The organism is Streptomyces sp. NPDC056160 (assembly GCF_042268205.1).
In the GTDB taxonomy this organism is placed as follows: Bacteria; Actinomycetota; Actinomycetes; order Streptomycetales; family Streptomycetaceae; genus Streptomyces.
This window is the reverse complement of record NZ_JBHJUW010000123.1, coordinates 1-20,599: the sequence shown is the minus strand read 5'-3', so window position 1 is coordinate 20,599 and position 20,599 is coordinate 1. Positions and strand designations below refer to the sequence as shown.

General features: G+C 69.9%; 17 protein-coding genes. 16 read left to right on the top strand and 1 reads right to left on the bottom strand.

Translation table 11 applies throughout. The features are described 5' to 3' along the window. The first annotated feature begins 2 nt into the window (after nt 1-2). From ACFC02_RS32750 to ACFC02_RS32725, 6 genes are all read left to right on the top strand, one after another. Complete coding sequence (locus tag ACFC02_RS32750; protein ID WP_376365226.1) at nt 3-326, top strand: hypothetical protein; 324 nt, start codon at nt 3-5, stop codon at nt 324-326. After that, the gene (locus ACFC02_RS32745; protein ID WP_376365224.1) at nt 323-934 is read left to right on the top strand and encodes a hypothetical protein; all 612 of its coding nucleotides are present in this window, start codon (nt 323-325) and stop codon (nt 932-934) included. The genes ACFC02_RS32750 and ACFC02_RS32745 overlap by 4 nt, the downstream gene beginning before the upstream one ends. Before the next feature lie 40 nt (nt 935-974). Beyond that, the gene (locus tag ACFC02_RS32740) at nt 975-3,572 is read left to right on the top strand and encodes an ATP-binding protein (protein WP_376365222.1); all 2,598 of its coding nucleotides are present in this window, start codon (nt 975-977) and stop codon (nt 3,570-3,572) included. Further along, the gene (locus ACFC02_RS32735) at nt 3,569-6,220 is read left to right on the top strand and encodes a hypothetical protein (RefSeq protein WP_376365220.1); all 2,652 of its coding nucleotides are present in this window, start codon (nt 3,569-3,571) and stop codon (nt 6,218-6,220) included. The genes ACFC02_RS32740 and ACFC02_RS32735 overlap by 4 nt, the downstream gene beginning before the upstream one ends. Nucleotides 6,221-6,302: 82 nt before the next feature. After that, entirely contained in the window at nt 6,303-6,956 is a 654-nt protein-coding gene (locus tag ACFC02_RS32730; RefSeq protein ID WP_376365218.1) for a hypothetical protein, read from the top strand. A gap of 10 nt (nt 6,957-6,966) precedes the next feature. Beyond that, a complete protein-coding gene (locus tag ACFC02_RS32725; protein ID WP_376365216.1) occupies nt 6,967-8,031 on the top strand; it encodes an NlpC/P60 family protein in 1,065 nt (354 codons plus the stop codon). Between the two features lie 30 nt (nt 8,032-8,061). Here the strand turns inward: ACFC02_RS32725 and ACFC02_RS32720 are convergent, their stop codons facing one another. Next, on the bottom strand, nt 8,062-8,568 hold the full coding sequence (locus ACFC02_RS32720) for a hypothetical protein (RefSeq protein WP_376365214.1): 507 nt from the start codon (nt 8,566-8,568) through the stop codon (nt 8,062-8,064). Nucleotides 8,569-9,109: 541 nt separating this feature from the next. Here ACFC02_RS32720 and ACFC02_RS32715 point away from each other — a divergent pair. The 10 genes from ACFC02_RS32715 (at nt 9,110) to ACFC02_RS32670 (ending at nt 20,566) form a co-directional block, all read left to right on the top strand. After that, the gene (locus tag ACFC02_RS32715) at nt 9,110-9,628 is read left to right on the top strand and encodes a hypothetical protein (RefSeq protein WP_007494400.1); all 519 of its coding nucleotides are present in this window, start codon (nt 9,110-9,112) and stop codon (nt 9,626-9,628) included. Nucleotides 9,629-9,647: 19 nt separating this feature from the next. Next, on the top strand, nt 9,648-12,029 hold the full coding sequence (locus ACFC02_RS32710; protein ID WP_376365211.1) for an ATP/GTP-binding protein: 2,382 nt from the start codon (nt 9,648-9,650) through the stop codon (nt 12,027-12,029). Further along, nucleotides 12,026-13,063: a replication-relaxation family protein gene (locus ACFC02_RS32705; RefSeq protein WP_376365209.1), complete on the top strand. Its 1,038-nt coding sequence runs from the start codon at nt 12,026-12,028 to the stop codon at nt 13,061-13,063. The genes ACFC02_RS32710 and ACFC02_RS32705 overlap by 4 nt, the downstream gene beginning before the upstream one ends. 71 nt (nt 13,064-13,134) lie before the next feature. Then, nucleotides 13,135-14,322, top strand: a complete 1,188-nt coding sequence (locus tag ACFC02_RS32700) for a ParB/RepB/Spo0J family partition protein (RefSeq protein ID WP_376365207.1) — start codon at nt 13,135-13,137, stop codon at nt 14,320-14,322. Continuing rightward, on the top strand, nt 14,319-14,471 hold the full coding sequence (locus tag ACFC02_RS32695) for a hypothetical protein (RefSeq protein ID WP_376365205.1): 153 nt from the start codon (nt 14,319-14,321) through the stop codon (nt 14,469-14,471). Before ACFC02_RS32700 ends, ACFC02_RS32695 begins: the two co-directional genes overlap by 4 nt. After that, the gene (locus ACFC02_RS32690; protein ID WP_007494394.1) at nt 14,468-15,601 is read left to right on the top strand and encodes a DUF4417 domain-containing protein; all 1,134 of its coding nucleotides are present in this window, start codon (nt 14,468-14,470) and stop codon (nt 15,599-15,601) included. The genes ACFC02_RS32695 and ACFC02_RS32690 overlap by 4 nt, the downstream gene beginning before the upstream one ends. Nucleotides 15,602-15,603: 2 nt before the next feature. Further along, nucleotides 15,604-17,040 (top strand): amidoligase family protein, encoded by a 1,437-nt coding sequence (locus ACFC02_RS32685; RefSeq protein ID WP_376365203.1) that lies wholly within the window; start codon nt 15,604-15,606, stop codon nt 17,038-17,040. Between the two features lie 80 nt (nt 17,041-17,120). Further along, nucleotides 17,121-18,662, top strand: a complete 1,542-nt coding sequence (locus tag ACFC02_RS32680) for an amidoligase family protein (RefSeq protein WP_376365201.1) — start codon at nt 17,121-17,123, stop codon at nt 18,660-18,662. Between the two features lie 15 nt (nt 18,663-18,677). Then, on the top strand, nt 18,678-19,220 hold the full coding sequence (locus tag ACFC02_RS32675) for a hypothetical protein (protein WP_210910061.1): 543 nt from the start codon (nt 18,678-18,680) through the stop codon (nt 19,218-19,220). Between the two features lie 2 nt (nt 19,221-19,222). Beyond that, nucleotides 19,223-20,566, top strand: coding sequence for an amidoligase family protein (locus ACFC02_RS32670; RefSeq protein WP_376365199.1), 1,344 nt, complete (start codon nt 19,223-19,225; stop codon nt 20,564-20,566). Nucleotides 20,567-20,599 lie beyond the last annotated feature (33 nt).

The window sequence follows — 20,599 nt, the reverse complement described above, 5'->3', positions numbered from 1 at the left end:
TCATGCACACGCTGACCGCTGACCCCAACACCGTCGTCCTCGCCGGCGACCTGCTCGACTGGGCCACCCTCAAGACCAAACAGATCGGCACGCTCATCAAGCTGGTCGTGGGTGTGATGGTGCTCGCCGCCGTCGCGATGGCGTACTGGAGGACCAAGTCCTGGGTGGCCACGCTCGTCGCGTTCCTCCTGGGCGCCCTCGTGATGTGGGGCATCGCCAACCTGCCGTCGCTGCAGACCAAGGTCGGCTCGGAGATCGAGGACACTGCCAGCGCCTCCGTGCAGGTGCCCGGTCCCGGGACCGGTGACGTCAGGGCGCTGCTGTGAGTGCGTCCGAGGAAGACCTCATCGGGCATTCCTACACCCGCGCCCGCAAGCACCCGCTCGTCATCGGCAAACTCCCGGGCGCCGGACGGATCCCGGGCGGCCCGTACACGATCACCCAGATCGTCACCATGGTCGTCGTCTTCGGCTCCCTGGCCCTGACGCAGGCCCTGTGGGCCCACTTCGGTCTCGCGAACATCCTGATCATGATCGCGCTCCCGTGGGGGCTGGCCTGGGTGCTGCGCTACGCGCGCATCGACGGCCGGGACCCGGCGCGCGCGCTGCGGTCCCTGCTCATCCACGCCTCGGCGCCGGCGGGCGGGCGGCTCGCCGGCCGCCCGCAGCGGCAGTCCCGCCCCCATCTGACACGCACGACCTGCACCGTCCGCGTCACCAGCCGGCCCACCGACGAACCCGTTGCCGTCGCGCCGGCGCGGGCCCCGCGCGCCGCGGGACCGACACGGCCTGCGCGTCGGACGGCTGGCCCCGCGCCGATCGCCACGCCCACCCCGCCGGCCACCTCCGCGCGCAAGGTGGCGCCGTGCACCGGCGGGCGGAGCCAGCTGCAGAGCCTCCTCGCCTCGATCGAGGACCAGAACTCCCGTTCCTAGCGCCGCTGCCCCGTGCGCCCTGTTCACGAAGGACTTCCCCATGCGTCTCCCCGTCCGGCACATCAGCGGCCACCTCATCTGGACGACCAACGCCGCCACGTGGGGCGTGTGGAAGGTCGACAGCGAGAACTACACCCACGGCTCGAAAGCCACCAAGAGGGAGCGCCTCGACGCGCTCGAGGCGCTCTTCAAGGCGTTGCGCGGCGAGGCCCTGCTCCTGAGCCTGTGCCCGCAGGTCGACGCGGCCTCCGTCGTCAAGCGCATGACCGCCGGCGTCGACTGGGACAAGAGCCCGGAGTACGTCGACCTCTCCCTGAAGGTCCTCGATCAGCTCGACGGGCTCGAGCTCACCGGGCGTGTCGACTTCCTGGCGATACCCCTGCCGCACCTGGACCTCAAGCAGACCGCCAAGGCTGTTGCTTCCTCCGCCCAGGTCGAGCTCATGGCCGCGCTCGGCCTGCCGAGCCCGCCCATCTCCGCGGCCGAGGAAGCCAAGCGCCTGCTCCAGGCCAACCGCCTCGCAGCCTCGTGGCCGGCCGGCATCAAGCTCAAGGCCGCCACCGAGGCCGAGATCCTGTGGATCTACGGACACGCGGCACGGCGCGGCCTGGACGAGCCGCTGTTCCCCGAAGAGGGAACACCCCGCGGCCTGCGCGGCCGGGGGCACACCATCGCCGCCCACACCCAGGTCGTTCTCGACGAGGGCGGCCGCGGCGGCCAGCGCCGTAAGGGCCCCTCCAACCCCTTCGCCCGCCGGTACGCCAAGGTGACCACCGAACACGGCAGCAGCTACCAGGCCTTCAGCGTCCTGGCCGAGATGCCCGAGAGCTTCCGGTTCCCCGGCTCGGAGTACCTGGCCGCCCTGGACGATTTCGGCTTCCCGGTCGACTGGGCGGTCCGCCTGAACATCGAGGCCGGCTCGAAGGCCGAGCCGAAGCCCCGCAGGCAGCAGCGCGAACTGGCCCACCAGCGCGGCGAGTACGACGGCGAGACCGCCGGCGTTCCCGCGAGTCTGGACAAGGCCGCCTTCGCTCTGGACGAGTACCGTGACCGGCTGACGTCCTCGGCCACCGAGGTCGAGATCCGCGCTTCCGTCGTCACGTGCGTGTGGGGCGCCACCCCGGAAGAGGCCAACGAACGCGCGGCCTCCCTGCAGCACCACTTCGGCGGCAACGACTACACCCTCACCCGTCCCGTCGGCGACCAGGTGCCGCTCTTCCACGCGATGCTGCCCGGCACCAAGACGCCCCGGCCACTCCTCGACTTCACCCAGTACCTGCTGGCCAGGGACTTCGCCATGGCGATGCCGTTCAGCGGCGCCAACCTCGGCGACGACACCGGCTCCCTGTTCGGCCTGCAGCTGTCCGGCGGCGGCGTACGCCCTGTCCTCATCGACTTCAGCCACGGCCCGCGCGTCAACGCCTCGGCCAGCGCCGCGTTCGTCGGCGAACTCGGCTCCGGCAAGAGTGTCGCCCTCAAGACCGCGATGTACTCGATCCTGTCCACCGGGCACCGAGCCGGCCAGGCCCGAAGCCGCGGCCGCGCCCTCGTGATCGACCGCACCCCGCAGCAGGAATGGAGTCGCTTCGCCCTGGCCTGCCCGGGCGAGACACAGATCATCCGCGTCGACGAGACCGCCGGCGTCTCCCTCGACCCGCTGCGGGTCTTCCGCGGCCCGCGCGCGGCCCGCTACTGCGAGTCCTTCCTCACCCCCCTGCTCGACATCGCCAGCATGTCGGTCGAAGGCGTCACGCTCGCCGAGGCCATCGAGACCACGCGCCTGGGCCCCAACCCGTCCATGACCTCGCTTATCACCAACCTCGGCCTGCGTGCCAAGACTCCGGATCCCGACGAGCCGAACGACATAGCCGTGCGCGCCGCGGCCTCCGAGCTCGTCCGCAAGATGCGGGCCCTGGCCAAGAAGGACTTGGGCCGCACGATCTTCGACCCGAACCTGCCGGTCGTCAGGATCAGCAACGCCGACTCGATCGTGTTCGCCGTCGACCGCCTCGCCCTCCCGCGCAAGGAGGAACTCGACGAGCACCGCCTGCGCAGCCTGGAGGTGGAGACACGTTTCGGCTGGCGCCTGATGTACCTGATCACCGCGCTGTGCCGCGAGGTCGCCTTCTCCAACCCGGCCGAGTTCACCGGGGTGTTCCTGGACGAATGCTGGTGGCTCACCGCATCAGCCGAGGGATCCAACCTCCTGCTCGAGATCATCGCCGACGGCCGCAAGCACAACGCCGGCGTATACGCGGGCTCGCACGACCCGTACGACATCGGGCCGAAGAACGAGATCGGCGACAAGATCCGCGCCCTGCTTAGCCACATCTTCGTCTTCCGCCACCGCAGCAAGACCCTCGCCGCCCGCTGCCTCGAGTTCATCGACCTCGACCCCGCCGACGACGAGATGATCAAGCTGATCACGGAGAACCTGAGCCCTCTCAACGTGTCCGACGCCGAGCGCAGCCTGCGCGCCGGCGAGGGCCTCTACCGCGACCTGCGCCGGCGCATCGGCGGCATCAAGGTGCTTATCCCGGCCGACGACGAAGCCGCCGACGCCATCCACACCACCCCGGGTCAGATGGATGAGGACGAGCCGGCCGTCGATGTGCCCATCGAAGGGGCACTGGCATGAAGTCCGCCTCCCGTGCCGCGCTGCGCGGCCGCGCCCTACGGATCTGGCTCATCGCCGTGCCCCTGGCACTGCTGCTGGGCCTGTCCGCCGCGGTCGCGTTCGCCGACACGGTCCCCAACCCGCAGCCGGGACCGGCGCCCACCGCGCCGGACTCCAAACCGCCCCCGAAGCCGGACAAGCCCAAGCCCGAGCCCGGCAAGGACAAGCCGGATCCGTGCGACCAACTACCCAAAGGAAGCGCCCAGTACAAGTACTGCAAGGGGGGCGACGACAGCGGCAACGACGACAAGCCGGAAGCCAAGCCGAAGCCCGAGCCGGAGGACTCCTACAACCCCATGGAGCCCCGGCCCGGCGTGACGCCGCCTGCGCCGCAGCCGGGTGATGAGAACCGGCCGGTCGAGGACCTGAGCAAGTCGCCCAAGGACGCCTCCGACGGGCTGCTGCAGCCGTTCAACGTCAAGGACAGGGACGGCGTCCCGATCAGCGCGTACAGCGTGGATTCGGACACAGGCGACTGGAACGACATCGACCTGAAGATCTGGAACCTGCTCTCGCAGTTCTTCATGGGCATCGCCAAATGGTTCATCGGCTTCTCGTGCTGGCTGATCGACTGGGCGCTCGACTTCGGTCTCGCCAAGATCCTCGTCAAGCCCGCCGACGACATCGCCACGAGCCTGCGTGACCAGGTCATCAACCGCCTCGGCCTGCCGGGACTCTTCCTGCTCTTCTCCGGCCTGTACGCGGCGTGGCACATCCTGTTCAAGAACCGCAGCCGCGGCTTCGCCGAGGCCGGCATGTCACTGGTCGTGGCCGCCGTGGCCACCACGGTGCTGCTCTCCCCTGCCCAGGTACTGCTGGGTACGCACGACCAGCCGTCCCCCGGCGGCTCCACGATGCTGCTGAGCGACGAGGGGATGGTCGGCAAGGCCAAGGACCTCTCGCTCGAGGTGAGCGCGGTCGTGCTGTCGCAGAACCCCGAAGGAGACTCCAAGCCCGAGGACGTCTCCAAACCGATCACCGACGCCCTCGTCGACGCGTTCATCGTCAAGCCGACCCAGCTCATGCTCTACGGCAAGACGTTCAAGGACCCTGCCTGCTCGAAGGCTTTCGCCGAGGCCTCGCTGGTCAAGTACAACTTCGAGCAGATGGGCATCGACTTCTTCGAGGCCAACCGGATCAACCCCACGGGTGAAGCAACCTACGCAGCCCAGCTCACCAACGCCGGCGAGCACTTCACCAAGGTCTGCAAGGTCAAGAAGGGGGACGCGAAGAAGGCGTCGGCCGACATGACCTTCTCGGCCGCGTTCGTCGCGCTCGCCGCGATCATCGTGTCCGTCCTCATGGTGCTGGTCACCGGTACCTTCCTGGTCTCGCAGGGCTGGTTGGCGTTCGAGGCGATGAAGGGCCACTGGGCCCTGGCCGCCGGCATCCTGCCGGGCGGCGGCCGCGGAGTGCTGTGGCGCTGGGTGTCCGCGATCGTGAAGGCGATCCTCGGCGTCATCCTCGCGATCTTGTTCCTCGCCATCTTCGTCGTCGTGATCATCGCGCTGATCGACGCGGAGACGGGGCAGATCCTCGCGGTCAAGTTCATCTGCCTCGACCTGGCTGCGGTCGCTGGGCTCGTCGGCCAGAAGAAGATCAAGGAGACGGCGAGGCAGGTCAGCGTCAACCTCAACCGCCGCCTGGCCAACGCCCGGGTCGGCGGCAGCCGCCAGAGCGTCTTCAACCAGTTCGGCCGCTACGCCGAGACCGCCCCCGGCATCAAGCAGCTGTTCGGCGAGGCACGCGGCGAGGCACGCAAGGTCACCCAGCCGCTCGCCCGAGCCGGACGCAGCGCCAAGCAGATGTGGATGGGACCGCCGCAGCGAGGCAAGCGCGGAGGCCGCCTGCGCTCTGCCGCCCGTCTGGCGGCCAACGCCGCAGCCGCCGTGGGCACCGGCGGCGCCGCCACCGCCGCGAAGGTCGCAGCCCAGGGTGCCGCCAAGCAGGCACTGCGCCGCCGGCTCGCTGCGGCAGCCACGAACAAGCTGTCGCAGTCCCGCGGCGGACGCGCCACCCTCATGGCCGGCAAGGGCGCAGCAGCGAGCGCCCGCTTCGGCTGGAAGGCGACCAAGGTCGCCGCCCTCGCCACCGTGGGCGCCCCGGTCGGAATTCCCCGCGGAATCGCCGCCGCCAAGCGGGGAGGCACGGCCGCAGCCGCGCGGGCCAACGCGGTCAAGGGGCAGCTCACCGCGGCAAAGAACCGGGCTGGTGCCCGGGTCACCGCCAAGGTCGACGGAGCCCGCGCCTTCGGCAACGAGTACCGCCGAAATGTGCAGACCGCCGCGCGGTTCGTCGGCCGTCATGCCGCCAACGCCCAGCTCGGGATGGCTCAGCCACTGGCAGGTGCGACCCGGCCGTCCAGCCCTCCCGGCACACGCGCGGCCGCCACCGCTCCCCCGGTCCCCGGCACAGCCCCGGCATCGACGCGGTCCGGTTCCTCACCGACGGTTCCCGCGGTGGATCCGGCGTCCGTCTCCACGCCCGTGCTGAACCTCCCGCCTGTCCCCAGGAAGGGCGATGACCCGCCGGCACCGCCGCCGCCCACCGCCCCGCGCGCCATTCGCAGGGCCACGCGGCCTGCCGGTCCGCCCCGACGCCGCAGCTGATCGACCCACGCGGGGGTGAGCGCACCGCGCTGACCCCCGCGCCCGACTCCCCTCACCCTGCCTCGCCTACAGGAGGTGTCCGATGCCCGCACCCCAGCCCGAGAAGTCGAGCCCCTGGAAGATCTTCGTGCTCTTCGCCGCGGCCGCCCTCCTGGCCATCACCGGGATTCTGCTCCTGGTCGTCGACCCCGGCCGCGCCCCGTCTGCCGAGCCGGGCACGGCCACGGCCTCTCCAGGACCCCTTTCCTCCGCTCCGAGCACATCGTCCGAACCGACGCCGACGGCTCAGGACACCGCAGCGGAGGAACAGGAGCTGTCCGCCCCGGAGTCAGTGCCGCCGAAGGCGGCCGACACGGCACGCCGGTTCGTCCTGGCGTGGGCCTCGCATGACGCACGCCCGGGACACGACGTCTCCTTCAGCGATGCCGGCCGACGTGCAGCCACGTACGCCACCGACGAGTTGGCCGCCCAACTACGCGAACCGGGCGACCGGTCCACGCGGCTGTGGCAGCAGTGGCTCGCAGACGAGACCCGCGTGACCTGCGCTGTCGATCGCGTCGCCACCCCCGACGGAGCACCCGCCGCGACATCCGAACGGGCCTACGTGCGGGTCCTCTACACCTGCACGACCCGCGCTGCTGGACAGCCGGCCACCCGCTCCCACGACCAGCTCGCACTCGAGATGCATCACGAGCCCGTAGGCGCGTGGCGGGTCGCCGCGATCGTGAACGCCTGAGGAGACTACGTTGAAGAAGATCCTCACGGGCCTCGGGATCGCCTGGCTGTGCTGGTGCGCCCTCATCATCGCCGCCGTGATGGCCGTCGTGACCAAGCTCGGCAGCGACAACACCGGCAATGACATCCAGAACGCCGGCTTCGGAGGCGGCATCTCCAAGAGCGCCGATGTCCCGGACTGGCTGCGGACCCTGATCGACAAGGCCATCAACGAGTACGGATGCCCTGAAGTGACTCCGGCCCTGCTCGCCGCGCAGCTGTACCAGGAGAGCGGCTTCGACCCCAAGGCCGAGTCCTACAAGATCATCAAAAAGAGGGACGGGACCGAGGTCAAAGTCCCGCTCGCCCAGGGCATCGCACAGTTCATCCCCGGCACGTGGAAAACACACGGCAAAGACGGCGACGGCGACGGCGACGGCGACGGCGACAAGGACGTCTGGGACCCGATCGACGCGGTGCCTGCGGCCGTCGACTACGACTGCGACATCGCCGAAGAGGTCCGCAACATCCCCGGCGACAAGTCGGACAACATGCTGGCCGCGTACAACGCCGGACCGTACAAGGTGAAGAAGTACCAGGGGATCCCCCCGTATACGGAGACCCAGAACTACGTCAGGATCATCCGTGCTCTCGCCGAGAAGTGGACCGATGCCATGCAGCCGAGCAGCCCGGTCCCCGCCGGCAGCGGACGCACCGGTCAGGTGGTGGCCGCAGCCCAGACAGCACTGGGCACTGACTACCAGTGGGGCGGCAACTGCCGCAGGCCGTTCAGCCTGCGGGAGAACAACGGATGCGACTGCTCGAGCCTCATGAAGATGGCCTGGGCCAGCGTCGGCGTGAACCTCCCCCGCACCACCTACGACCAGGTCAAACGAGGCACGGAGATACGGTCGACCGCAGATCTGCAACCCGGTGATCTGCTCTTCAGCCGCGGCAGCGCCGCCCGGCCCGAGCACGTCGCCATGTACATCGGCAGCGGCCAGGTCATCGACGCGCCCAAGACGGGGCTCAAGGTACGGATCAAGCCGCTCTCGTACTGGAAGTCCCAGATCCTCGTCATGAAGCGGGTTGGCTGACCCGACCGTCGACCGGTGTACGGCAGTTCACTACGACTCGTCGCGCCCTGACAGCCGACGGGTCTGCTCCAGCAGCTGTTCCATCTGCGTCACCAAATCCTGCGGCACCGCGGGGAGGAGGAACGGGAGCAGGCTCTGGTCCCGTTGCGCCCGCATGGCGTCGACGGTCCGCTCCTTATCCCGAAGGTTCCGGTGCGCCTCGATCGCCCGGTACATCTCGACCACCTGGCCGACCGGAAGCGTGGTCACGGTCTTGTCCGCGCCTCCGCGGACCAGCCCGTGCACGACTACTGGAGGTGTGTCGGAGGACGAGCCGCTCACCACGCCCATCGGGGCGGGTGCGGGCTGGGGGCGGTTCTCGGTGAGCATCCGCACAGCTTCTTCGCGGCCGGCCTGGTCGAGTTTGGCGGGCAGCTGGCCCACGTCGGCTGCGGCCTTTACGCGCTGCAGTGCCTTCTGGTAGCCGCAACCGGTTGAGCGGTTCAGCTCGCGGGCAATGCGCTGGCGGTTGGTGGTGTTGCGGGAGGACGGGGCCATCGTTTCTCCATCGTCGCGTCCTGACCCTGCGGTTCGTCCCACCACGAGCATGGCCAGGGTGCGCGGTTCGGAAGAGGGCACCGGTCGTCGCCCGCCCCCGCGCGGCAGCACGGTTCACCGGTAGCTCCGGGGGTGGGCCCGGGCCGGCGCGCACAAGCGAGGTGCGCTGCGTTGAGCATAGCGGTCGATGCTGACAACGTCCGAGGACGAGCCGCAGCCGGGCCCACGCAGGGCTGCGGACAGGCGCGGTAGCCCAGGCCAGGCAGGCGACGATCACCAGGAGACGGGGCGCACCGCCAAGGTCCGCTTCGGTTAAGCAATCCGGCAGCTGCCCGACTGATGTCGACGACGCTTGACCTCCCACCGCGGCCGGACTCCTTGGCCGGTGGGCTCGGCCGGAGATCAAAAAAGTTCAGGCACCCATGTCACACGGGCGTCCGAAACCGCACCTCTATAGGCATCCGCACTCCCCGTCTCCCCGGAGTTCCGACATGCCTGCTGCCTCTCTCCTTCTGGCCTTCTCGTGCCCAGGAGCCGCCCGATGACCACGAACGACGTCATCGACCGGCTGATCCAAGTCGGACAAGACCTCCCGGCGTACGGGCAGACCGCCATCACGTGGCTGACCGGCAACATGTGGTGGCTGATTCCCGTGCCGGTGGTCGTCGCTGTCTCCGTATCCGTCGCGCGTCGACGCTTCGGCCGGAAGCCGCTCAAGGACCGGCAGGCGTTCGAGCTCCTCCCGACCACCGGCTTCGATCCGGTGCTCGAGGACGTCCTCCGCTTCGCCAAGCAGCTGGCCCAGGCGCAGCGGAGTGTCTCGCGCTGGGCCTTCACTCCGGTGCGCGGCACGGCGGTGCGCGTGCGGCTGCTGTCCCAGGGCGGCCTGCTGACCATGCGCATTGAAGGGCCGGCCCGGGCTGCGGCGGTCCTTCGCCACCAGAGCTACAGCCAGTGCGAGATGCGGGCGGTCGGTCCCGCCGTAGCCAGCTCCGAGCGGCCGGAGATCCGTCTCGGCGTGGACCTCGACACCAGCTCTCAGACCGCTCTTGCGGCGTGACCTTCCGAAGGAGTCTGTGGTGAGCAAGAAGAAGGCGGCATCCCCCCGCGGTCACGGACGCGGGCCGCGCAGGCCCAAGCCGCGCAAGGACACGCCCAAGCAGCAGCACGTAGCGCGCGCCGAGCTGGCATTGGCGCTGCCGGACCACCTCGCCTTGCGCGAGGTTCCGATCAAGCCCGATCCGCTGGAGGCGCTCGCGGCCGCCGTCGCGGATGTGCGTGAGGACCTGGGTGAACGAGCGGACATCGTGCTGGACTTGGTGCCGATATCGCCCTCCCGGGTCGGCCGTCGGCGCAGCCGCCTGCTGGCGCGAGCGCGTCGCAACCCCAGCGGGATGCCGGCGATCCCCGGCCTTCCGCAGCAGGGTTCGGGGGGCGACTTCGGCTTGGACCGCCTGGCGTCCTTGGGAAGCGAGATCGCGGCGGAGATGCGCGGGCAGCAGGGCCGCGGCGGCCAGCGCCCCGCTCAGCGCCAGCGCATGCCGACTGTGTCCGACGTCAAGGCGGCCATGGGCAAGTTCGGTCCGGGCGCGGATCCGGTGTTCGCCCTCCAGATGCTGATCCGTACCTGCTCCTCCGACCCGGCGCGGCCGCGGATACTGCTGGAGCAGATCATGGCAACGCTCGAGGGCTGGGCCGGCGACAACCACCTGCGCCCGGTGGGTCTGAACCTGCTCGTGACGCGGCTGCGCGCGGACTCGCGGCTCTACCGGCGCAGCTTCGACCGCCGATTCGTCACCGGAGAGTTCGCGCCGCGGCGTTCCAGCTGGGTAACGGGCGCGGAGCTCGCCGGCCTTCTCAAGCCCGCCACGAAGCACAACATGGCGGCCAACGTGGCCCGTTCGGGCGGTGTGGTGCCCCCGCCGCCGCCGAGCCTGCCCACGTGGACCGGCCAGGCGGATCTCCTTCCCCTGGGGTGGGTGGCCAAGCCCGGCGGCGGTGAGCGGCTGGCCGGCCTGCCCCTGGCCTACCTGCTGTTCGGGCTCTTCCTCGGGAAGGCGGGATACGGCAAGACGGAAATGTCGCTGGTGCAGGCCATCGCGCTCGCTCACAACGGGCACGGGACCCTCTTCCTGGACCCGCACGGCGACGGCTGGCAGCGCGCGCGGCCCTACCTCGCTCACCCGCACATCGCGCCGCGGCTGTGGGAGATCGACCTGACCTCGCCGGACCTGGACGCGATGGTGGGCTCCTGGAACCCGCTGTCCATGGAGAACCGTGGCGAGGAGGAAATCCCGGACATCGTCAACGCGATCGTCACCGGCTTCGCGAGCGCTCTGAACTGGTCGGACAGCGCGGGGCGAGCCAAGACCATCCTGACGCGATCGGTCCAGACCCTCGCCCATCTGTCCTGGATGCTGTCACGGGCCGGTCGGCCCGAGCTGGCGCCGACGATCTTCCAGATCCGCACTCTGCTCAACGACGAGGTGTGGCGAGACGCGGTCGTGCCGTATCTGCCCAAGACGCTGCGGGACTTCTGGGTGCAGACCTACCCGAAGTACTCCAACGAGGCAACTCCTGTTGTCACGAACATCATCGAGCGTCTCGACAGTTCGAACGCCTTGAAGGGGTTCCTCGGGTCCTCGCTGAGCACGTACGACATCCGGCACGCCATGGACAACGGGAAGGTTGTCTTCGTATGCCCGTCCGGCACCGGCGACACCGACCGCATCGTCTCCTGCCTGCTGATCTACGACCTGTTTCGCGCCGGGCTGTCGCGGCGCACCATGCCCGTCGCCGACCGCAAGGACTTCTACGCCTTCATCGACGAGCTGACCGCGGTGGACGGCGCGAGCAAGGGAACGCTCGCCGCGATCGCCGAGCAGCTGCGCAAGTACAAGGTGAAGCTCCTGGCGATGACGCAGATGGCGCAGCGGCTGTCGGCGACCACGAGGCAGGGCCTGCTGCAGAACCTGTCGATCCTGTCCACCACGGCCAGCGACATCGACGAGGCGCAGATGGTGGTGCGGCGCTGGGGTAAGAAGGTCGCGCCCGACACGATCTCGCAGCTGCAGCGCTACCACTACGTCATGTCCGTCACCCTCGACGGCGGCCAGAGCGACCCCTTCCGGGTCCGGGGCGCGAGCGTCGAGGACGTCTACAGCGACTACCACCGCCCCGACGACGTCCACCACCTGGACGCCGCGGTCAACGAGAACCTGCGCCGGCGCCGGGTGCGGGACATCCTTGACGACCTCGCCAGGCTCGACACCCGCATCCGTCTGTTCATGGCCACACTGCCGCCGCCCCCGCCGGACGACGACGATCCCGGTCCCGAGGAGCCGCCGGTCGACGATCCGGGCCCCGAGCCGCCGGATGACGGCCCGGACCCGGCCGAGCAGGAGCCGGCTCCCAGCAACGTCACCTACCTCACCAAGACCAAGGGGTCACACGTCGGATGAGCACCCAGACCGAACCCGAACTGCTACACCGTCCGCAGCGGACCCTCAGCTTCCACGCCGTCGCCAAGTCGGCCCTCGACCTGCTCTACCAGCACCGCCTCATGACCACAGATCAGCTCGCCAGGCTGCTGACGCCGACTGCTCACAGTGCGTCCTACCTGCGGCGGCAGCTGGTGGCGCTCGAAGAGGGCGGCCTTGTCCAGCGCCTGCGCGCCCAGGGGAAGGCCAGCCCGGGCCATGGGTTCAACCGGCCCTACGTGTGGTTCCTGACCGAGGCGGGCGCCGACGCCGTGGAACAGGCGGCGGAGGTCTTCTCCCGCCGCTACCGGGTGACACCCGAGTCGGCGGCCAGCACGCGCCAGGCCCACACCCTGGCCGTCAACGAGGTCGGCATCGCGTTCGTCGAGCACGCGCGCCGGCTCGGGCACGACTGCACGCCCCTTTCGTGGACCCCGGAGGTCGCCCACCGCATCCGCGACGGGCAGCGCCGCTTCGAAGACGATCACGTGATCTCCGACGCTGTCCTGCACTACGTCCACGTCCACCGCGGCGCTCGCACCATGCTGAACGTGTTCATCGAGCTCGACCGTGCCACCATGACCGCGGCCGAGCTCGCCAAGAAGGTCTCCGCGTACGGGCGGCTGTACGAGTTCGTTCCTCAGCATCCCGACCGGGCTCGGCGCTCCGCGGCGTCGACCCGGCCGGCGTGGCAGCACACGTACCCGGCCTTCCCGCGCCTGCTGATCGTCCTCGACGGTGCGCCCGGTCCCACTCTGGCCAAGCGGCTTGCCGACCGCACCGAGGACCTGTACACGCTCACGCGGGTCGATCCGCGGCTGTCCCGGCTCGCGAGCAACCTCTCGGTCGGGGTCACCACCCTTGCGCAGCTCAAGGAGCACGGCCCGTTCGGGCGGATCTTCACGCCGCTGCTGCGCGGAACACCCGAGCAGCGGCATCCCCTCACCGACATGCTGCTGCGCCGCCCGGCTGCGGCGGCGCCGGCTCGCCACCCGCCCGCCCCTGCTCCTCGCTGACCTGCACGCATATCCCCTTCGGGGCCGGGCGCCTGGGCGCCTGACGACTACCTGTGAAGGAGGCTCTGCCGATGACCGTCGCCGTTGAGGAATCCCCGGCCCCTGCGCCCGTCGTCCTGGGACTGGCCGAGGCTCTGGAGAGTTCGGAGCAACTGCGCCAGCGTCGTTTCGAGATGCTCCCGATGCGCGGCTCGGTCTACACCGACGTGCAGGGCCGCGGGCCAGGCCCGAGCACCAGCCCTGAAGGCCTCGCCGATCTGATTACCTCGATCTCGACCGTCGGCGTGCTCCATCCCGTCCTGGTGGAGGAACTGCCCGGTCCGGACAACCGCATGCAGAGGCGCCTGGTGATCGGCGAACGCCGCTACCGGGCCTGCCGCTGGGGCGCGGTCAACCAGCCCGACAATCCGCGGTTCGACAAGCTGCCCGCCGTCATCTGCCCCGGACCGCTGAGTGACGAGGACCGCCGGACCTGGCAGCTGGTGGAGAACCTGGCCCGCGAGGACCTCCAGCCCGGCGAGCTCGCCAAGGCTCTGCTCCTGGAGCGCAGCGCGATCCTGCGTGCCCAGCTCGACAACGCCGGCATCGAGGTGAGCGAGGACGTCCAGCGGCTGGAAGACCCCGTCGCCCGCTTCGAGGCCCTGGAGAGGCTGCGCGGCAGCGACGCCAACCTCGCCGCGCCGTGGAACCTGGTGCTGCGCCGGCTGGGCCTGCAGATCACCCCCCGCCGAGCTCGCGAGGTCGTTGCCGCGTTCCGGACCCTGCCGCGCGAACTGTCCGCGGACATGGACCAGCACCAGGTCGCGCTCGCCGCACGGACGAATCTCGCCCGCCTCAGCCGCGGACGTCGCGAGGCCGCCGCCGAACTGTGGCAGGCCGTCAAGCGTCTCGGCCGCACGGACCTGCTGTCGGCCGCTACCCGGGCACAGGCCACCAACCCGGACATGCCGGCCGACACCGCCGCCAGTGCCGCGGTCACCGCATACGAGCGAGCCAACGCCGAACGAGCCGCGGCACTTGCCCGGCCGCCGGCGCCGGCCGGCGGGCACGACGATGAGGACGATGCCGCAGCTCCGGACGAGACCACAGCGGCCCCCCTGGCTGACAGCGCGGATGCTGAGGGGCCCCGACAGGGCGGCGAAACGACGGCCTTCGACGACATCTCCGCGGAACCGGTAACCGCAGGGTCGGGGGCGAGCAACATCTGCGCGTCGACGAGCCGCTCGAGCCTGCCGAGCCCGTCGATCCGCCCGTCGTGACCGCCGCCCTTGAGGCGCTGCGCGCGCTCAACACCCAACTCGCAGAAGGCCGCGCCCTTCACCGATTCGACGCGGGCTCACTCCGCATGCTCCTGACCGACCTCCAGCGCCACACCAGCGCCGGCGCCGAAAGGACCGCTGCCGCATGACCGTCCCCCTGCCCATGCCCGGAGTCGGCAAGCCCGTTCCGGCACCCGCCTCCGGCTGCGACTGCAACAACTGCCCTTTCTTCATGGACAACCCCAGGGCTGTCGAACCCGTGTGCTCCGGCTGCACCTCCAGCTGCGAGTACTGCGGCTGCGCCCGCGCCGAGGACCCGCTCCCCGGCAGCGAGCCGGGACTGGCCTGCACTCGCTGCCCGATCCGCTGCGGCACCCGGCCCGACCGCGAGGCCTGGATGAAGGACATCGGCGGCACGATGCACTTCACCGGCCTGCGGGCGCCCGGCACCCTCCCCGACCTGCCCCTGTTCACTCCCCAGGTCGACGGACACGACGTGCCGACCCTCGACGCCCAGCTCCGCTGGCCCGCGTACGCCCTCGGGCTGCGCCGCGTCATCAGCCCCAAGACGCACAAGCTGTTCCCCCGCTGGGAGGGCCAGACCGCGCATCAGTTCCTGAACCTGCGGCCCGAGCAGAAGGCCATCCTCAGCGGGTACGCGGAAGACCCTCTCGTCGAGGCGTACTGGACGCGCCGCAAGGCCGACGGCTTCGCCGAGATGCTCGCCGCCCAGAAGTGGGACCTCGTGCTCACCCCGAACGCGTCGATGTACTTCAACCAGCCCCGCGCCGAGAACCTGATCAACATGCGGCGCAACCTGATGCTCGCCGCCGAACTCTCCGCCGCCGGCGTCACGGCTGTCCCCAACATCTACTGGCTCCGCCTCGAAGACCTCGACCGCTACCTCGACTGGCTCGACGAGACCCCCGCCCTGCCGCCCGCCCTGGCCATGAACCTGCAGACGTTCCGCACGCAGGCCGACTGGGAGGAGATGGCGGTCCCAGGTCTTACCTACCTTGCCGCCACCCTCCCGCCGGACCTGCCCATGGTCCTGACCGGCGCCAGCCGCGCCGACCGGATCGCCACCCTCAAGGCCCTCTTCCCCGGCCGGCTCTACCTCATCAGCCAGAACCCTCTGCAGTACGCCCGCCACGGCGCCGTCATGACCGAGGAAGGCCGCGTCGACACCCACGCGCGCACCGAGGACCTGTTCACCGCCAACGTCCGCTTCTACGCCGGCCTCGCCGACGGCACGATCACCCCACGGAACGAGGCCTGATTATGGGCTCGGGCAGCCGGATCGACCACCAACACCACCTCGTCGCCACCACCGCGGTGGGGCTGACCATCGAGGCCCCGGCCGAGCGGGTCGACCTCATACCCGAGGGCCAGCGTGAACTCATCGACCAGGCCCTGGCGATCCAGGCCCGCTGGGAGGCGAACAACGGACGGGCCTCGCTCGAGGAAGCGATGGAGTACTGGGGCCTGCGCGACCGGCTCCGGTTGGAGCACGACCTGTGGAACGGACACGGCCTCATCCAGGACGCCGAGCGCGAAGACGTCCAGGACCAGGACAGCCCCGGTTTCCCGCCCCGAGCCACCGAGCCACCGGCCGACATCCCCGTCCAGCGCGCTGCCGCTCAGCAGGTCCTGGACGAGGTCGCCGCCGAGCACAGCGCTGCCGCGGCACTCCAGGTACAGGCACGTGACCGGTGGCCCGACGAGCGGGAAGTCAGCTTCGTCGAGGACTTCGAGGCCTTCCGCCAGATCCACGACGCCGCGTGGGACCGGGAGCTCCGCGGCGAAGAAGCAGTGCCCTACCTGCTAGAAGACGCCACCGGCGGCCTCGGCGCCCGCGAAGGCGGGCGCGGATTCGGCGTGGAGATCGAGTTCGTCACCGACGGCGACTACGACGACCAGGAGGAGGCACTGCGCGCCATCGGCAGGGACCTGCACGAGGCCGGCCTGGCGCGGGACAGCCGACAACACGGTTATCACTCGCAGGCGGCGGCCGGCTACACCGACGCCCCCAACGCCTGGCGGCTGGAGGACGACTGCACCGTGGCCGGCGAGATCGTCTCGCCGATCCTCTACGACGAGCCGCAGACCTGGCAGAACCTCGCCACCGTCTGCGAGATCGTTCGCCGGCACGGCGGCGGCGCCAGCGAACGTACCGGCGGCCACGTGCACGTCGGCCTGCACGACTACGACCACGACGTCGCCAACCACACCCGTCTCATGCAGATGTACGACCACTACGAGGACGTCCTGTTCCGGCTCGCCGCCAACCGCATCGCCCCCGACTCCGCACACCGCGGGACCGAATGGTGCGAGCCCAACTTCGTGCCCACAGGCGGATACCGCTCACTGAGCGAGGTGCAGCGCAACGGCCACGGCCTCGCGGTCAACCTCTCGGCAGCACACGGCCGGCGCAGCGACCACGGCGAGTTCCGGCTGTGGGACGGCTCGGTGGACCCCGCCGTCATCCAGGCGCAGATCAACCTCTCCCTGGGCATGGTGAACGCGGCCGTGCGCGGCGGCCGCCACCGGCAGGACTGGGGGCCCGACCACCGCCTCAGCGTCGGGGAGCTGGAGACCAACAGCCTCCACTTCCGCCAGTTCGCCGACGAGATCTTCCACCGGCGCGCACAAATGCAGCAGGCGGCCTCGCTGTACGCGGTCACCCGCTGGCAACAGCCCGAGTCCCAGGGCTGGTAGCGCTCACTCTCACGTCCGCACTTCACACCGCCGACCCGCACCACCGTGGTCGGCCAGATCACCGAAAGGGGGCCAAAGTCATGGGATCGGGCAGCAGAATCGACCACCAGCACCATCTCGTCGCCACGACCGCGGCAGGCACCACCATCAGCGCTCCCAGTGACGCCATTAGCCCGCCGGAGGACGAGCATCAGGAGCTTGTGAGTCGGCTCCTCAGGCTCCGCAGCCTGATGGACGAGAACAACGCGCCCCCCGAGGAAGTGGAAGAGCTTGACCGCATTCGGCAGCGCCTTCGGGACGAGTTCCAGGGCGCCCTTCAGCAAGATGTCCAGGACGATCCCCGTGAGGAGTACGACTACCCCAGCGAAGCGTCACCGCTGGCCGGCACCACCGACGAACTGGCCTCTGACGAGGCAATCGAGGCCCTCCGACAGGCGTTCAACCGCGTACCCGCTCAGCGTGACCTGCCGCCCGAGTGGGGATCGCCCGAAGACCGCTCGGTTCAGCGGGCCGCCGCGCAGCAGGTCCTGGACGAGGTCGCCGCCGAGCACCAGGCCGCCGCTTCGCTCCAGGAGGAGGCTCGCGAGCAGTGGCCGCCCAACGAGGTCAGCTACACGGAGGACTTCGACGCCTTCCAGCGCGACTACGACGCCGCCCGCGACCGCGCCGAACGCGGTGAGCAGGTCGTCCCCTACATGACGGAGAACGCCACCGGCGGCCTCGGCGCCCGCGAGGGCGGCCGCGGCTTCGGAGTGGAGATCGAGTTCGACATCGAGCCCGGCGTCGACAGGCAGCAGGCGATCCAGAACATCGCCCGCGAACTGCGTGACGCCGGCCTGTCCCGCACGGCCCGGCAGTACGGCTACCACTCGCAGCAGAGCGCGGGATACACCGACGAGCCGAACGCATGGCGGCTGGAGTCGGACTGCACCGTGGCCGGCGAACTGGTCTCGCCGATCCTGTACGACGAGCCGCAGACCTGGCAGAACCTTGCCACGGCCTGCGAGATCATCCAGCGTAACGGCGGCCGCGCCTCCTTCGGCACCGGCGGCCACGTGCACGTGGGCATGCACGACTTCGACCACGACGTCGCCAACCACACGCGCCTCATGCAGATGTACAAGGCCCATGAGGATGTGCTGTACCGGCTCGCGCAGAACCCCGCCTCGGAGGGGAACCAGCATCGGGGCACACGGTGGTGCAACCCCAACCCCGTTCCCTCCGAGGGCTACTCGTCGATCTCCCAGATCAGTGCGCGCCACGGGCAAGCGGTGAACCTCTACGGGGCCATGCGCGGCGGGCAAAGCGCCCACGGCGAGTTCCGGCTGTGGGACGGCTCCCTCAACCCGTCCGTGATCCAGACGCAGGTCAAGCTCTCCCTGGGCATGGCCGCCGCGGCCGTCCGGCAGGACACCAATGCTTCTGGTCCGCGCATGGAACTGGGCAGCCACCGCGAGCAGCGACGTCAGGCCGGACTCGGGCAGCGGCGGCGGCTGTCCGGTGACGATTGGCGCACAACCACCGCGAACTTCCGGCAACTGGTCGACTCGCTATTCCAGCGCCCTGAGGATAAGGCTCAGGCCACCGCTCTTTTCCACGAAACCCGCTGGCAGCGCCGCTAACCCCTTGGAGATGTCATGACGTTCATCAGCACCCGCAATGCCTCCTCGGCCGCCACGCCTCTCGACCCTCCGACCAAGGACGACGGCAGCAACTACGTCTTCGAGATGATCTACGACGGCGGGAGCTGGCGCGGCTACGCCGACACCCCGGCCGAGCTCATGGAAGGCCTGATCCCGGAGTACCCCGAACTGGTGAGCCCCAAGGAGAAGGCCGCTGCCCGAATCCGGCTCGCCCTGCGTCTTCAGGTCCAACTGCAGGCTGTGCTCGCCGCGTCGGAAGAGTTCGGGCAGTGCACACCCGAGCAGCAGCAGGCGATCCTCGCCCCGCGGGACACCCCGCCGGTCGTCAGCCGCTGGGACGCCCCCGTCCCGCTGGTGCTGGTGACCACGTTCTACAAGCCGGCTGGCCGTCTGCCGCGGCCTGAGGGACCCGAGGGCGCGCTGATCTGGATCGAGCCGGACGACGAGTGGAGCCTGCTGGTCTCGCTGCACCAGGCCGGCGTGATCCACGTGGCCGCCGAGCAGGGCGCGCTGCCGCCCAATGTCCGAGGGGAATAATCGTGGGGTCGGGGAGCCGAATAGATCACCAGCACCACAGCGTCGCGCCCACGCGCGGCACGGACACGCTCGTCGCCGAGGCCGCGCCGCTCACGATAGAAGAGCGGCCGGAGCGCACGGAGGTGCGCATCTTCGACGACACCCCCGCCGACATGCCGATCATGCAGGCCCACGTGGTCCGCGGAGACGACCACCTGCTGTTCCTGCCGCGGAGCCCGGACGTCATCCGGGGCCAGGTGACCGACGATCAGGACGCCCTGGTCCACGTGGGTGCCAGCGTCGCCGACGAGGACGGGCGCCACTTCATCGAGGGCGACGTCCGGGTCAGCCGCGACCCGGACGGTCAACTCCAGGTCAGCCCGGAAGGCCTGCAGTGCACCGGCGGCGACATGCACGCCGGCGACGAGGACGGCACCTGCGTTCACCAGGGCGCCATAGCCAACCTGGTTCAGGAGCAACTCGGCTCGAGCGGCCGCTCCGCGGTCGACCGGGCCGCGGCGCAAGAGGTCCTCGACGAAGTCGCAGCCGAGCACGCCGCCTCGATCGCCGCTCAGGACCAGGCGCGCGCCGAGCGGGCGGCCCAGCCTGCGGTGCGCTCCTACCTGGAGGACATGGACGCCTTCCAGGAGGCCTACGACCAGGCCCGAGAACGCCAGCGGGCGGGCGAGCCCCTGGTGCCGTACATGACGGAGAACGCCACGGGCGGCCTCGGCGCCCGTGAGGGCGGCCGCGCGTTCGGTGTCGAGATCGAGTTCGACTACCCGGATTCCATGACGCACTCCGAGCGGCAGGCCGCCAGCCGGCGCATCGCGCGCGAACTCCACGAAGCAGGGATCGCGCCGGACGCCAACGTGAACGGCTGGCATGCTTCGGCACGCGCGGGCTACACCGACGCACCGAACGCGTGGCGGCTGGAGTACGACAGCACTGTCGCCGGCGAGATCGTCTCGCCCATTCTCTACGACGAGCCGCAGACCTGGAACAACCTGACGCAGGTGTGCGAGATCGTCCGGCGCAACGGGGGCATCGCCAGCCCGCGAACGGGCGGCCACGTCCACGTCGCGGTCCCCGACTACGACCACACGGTCGAGAACCACAACCAGCTGATCAACACGGTGGCCGGGTACGAGGACGTCATCTACCGGCTCGCCCAGAACCCCGCTGCCGACCGCCATCGGGGGCTGGAGTGGTGCACCCCCAACACCCAGCCGTCGCGCCCGTACACCTCAGTGTCGGCCGTCCAGAGCTACGGAGGTTTCCCCCTGGTCGTGGACACCCTGGACACTGGAACTATGAAGTTCCAGAGATCAGGAGTTCCCGTTGGGGACCTACAAGTACTCGGATGAGTTCCGGGCCGACGCCGTCGCGCTGTACCGCTC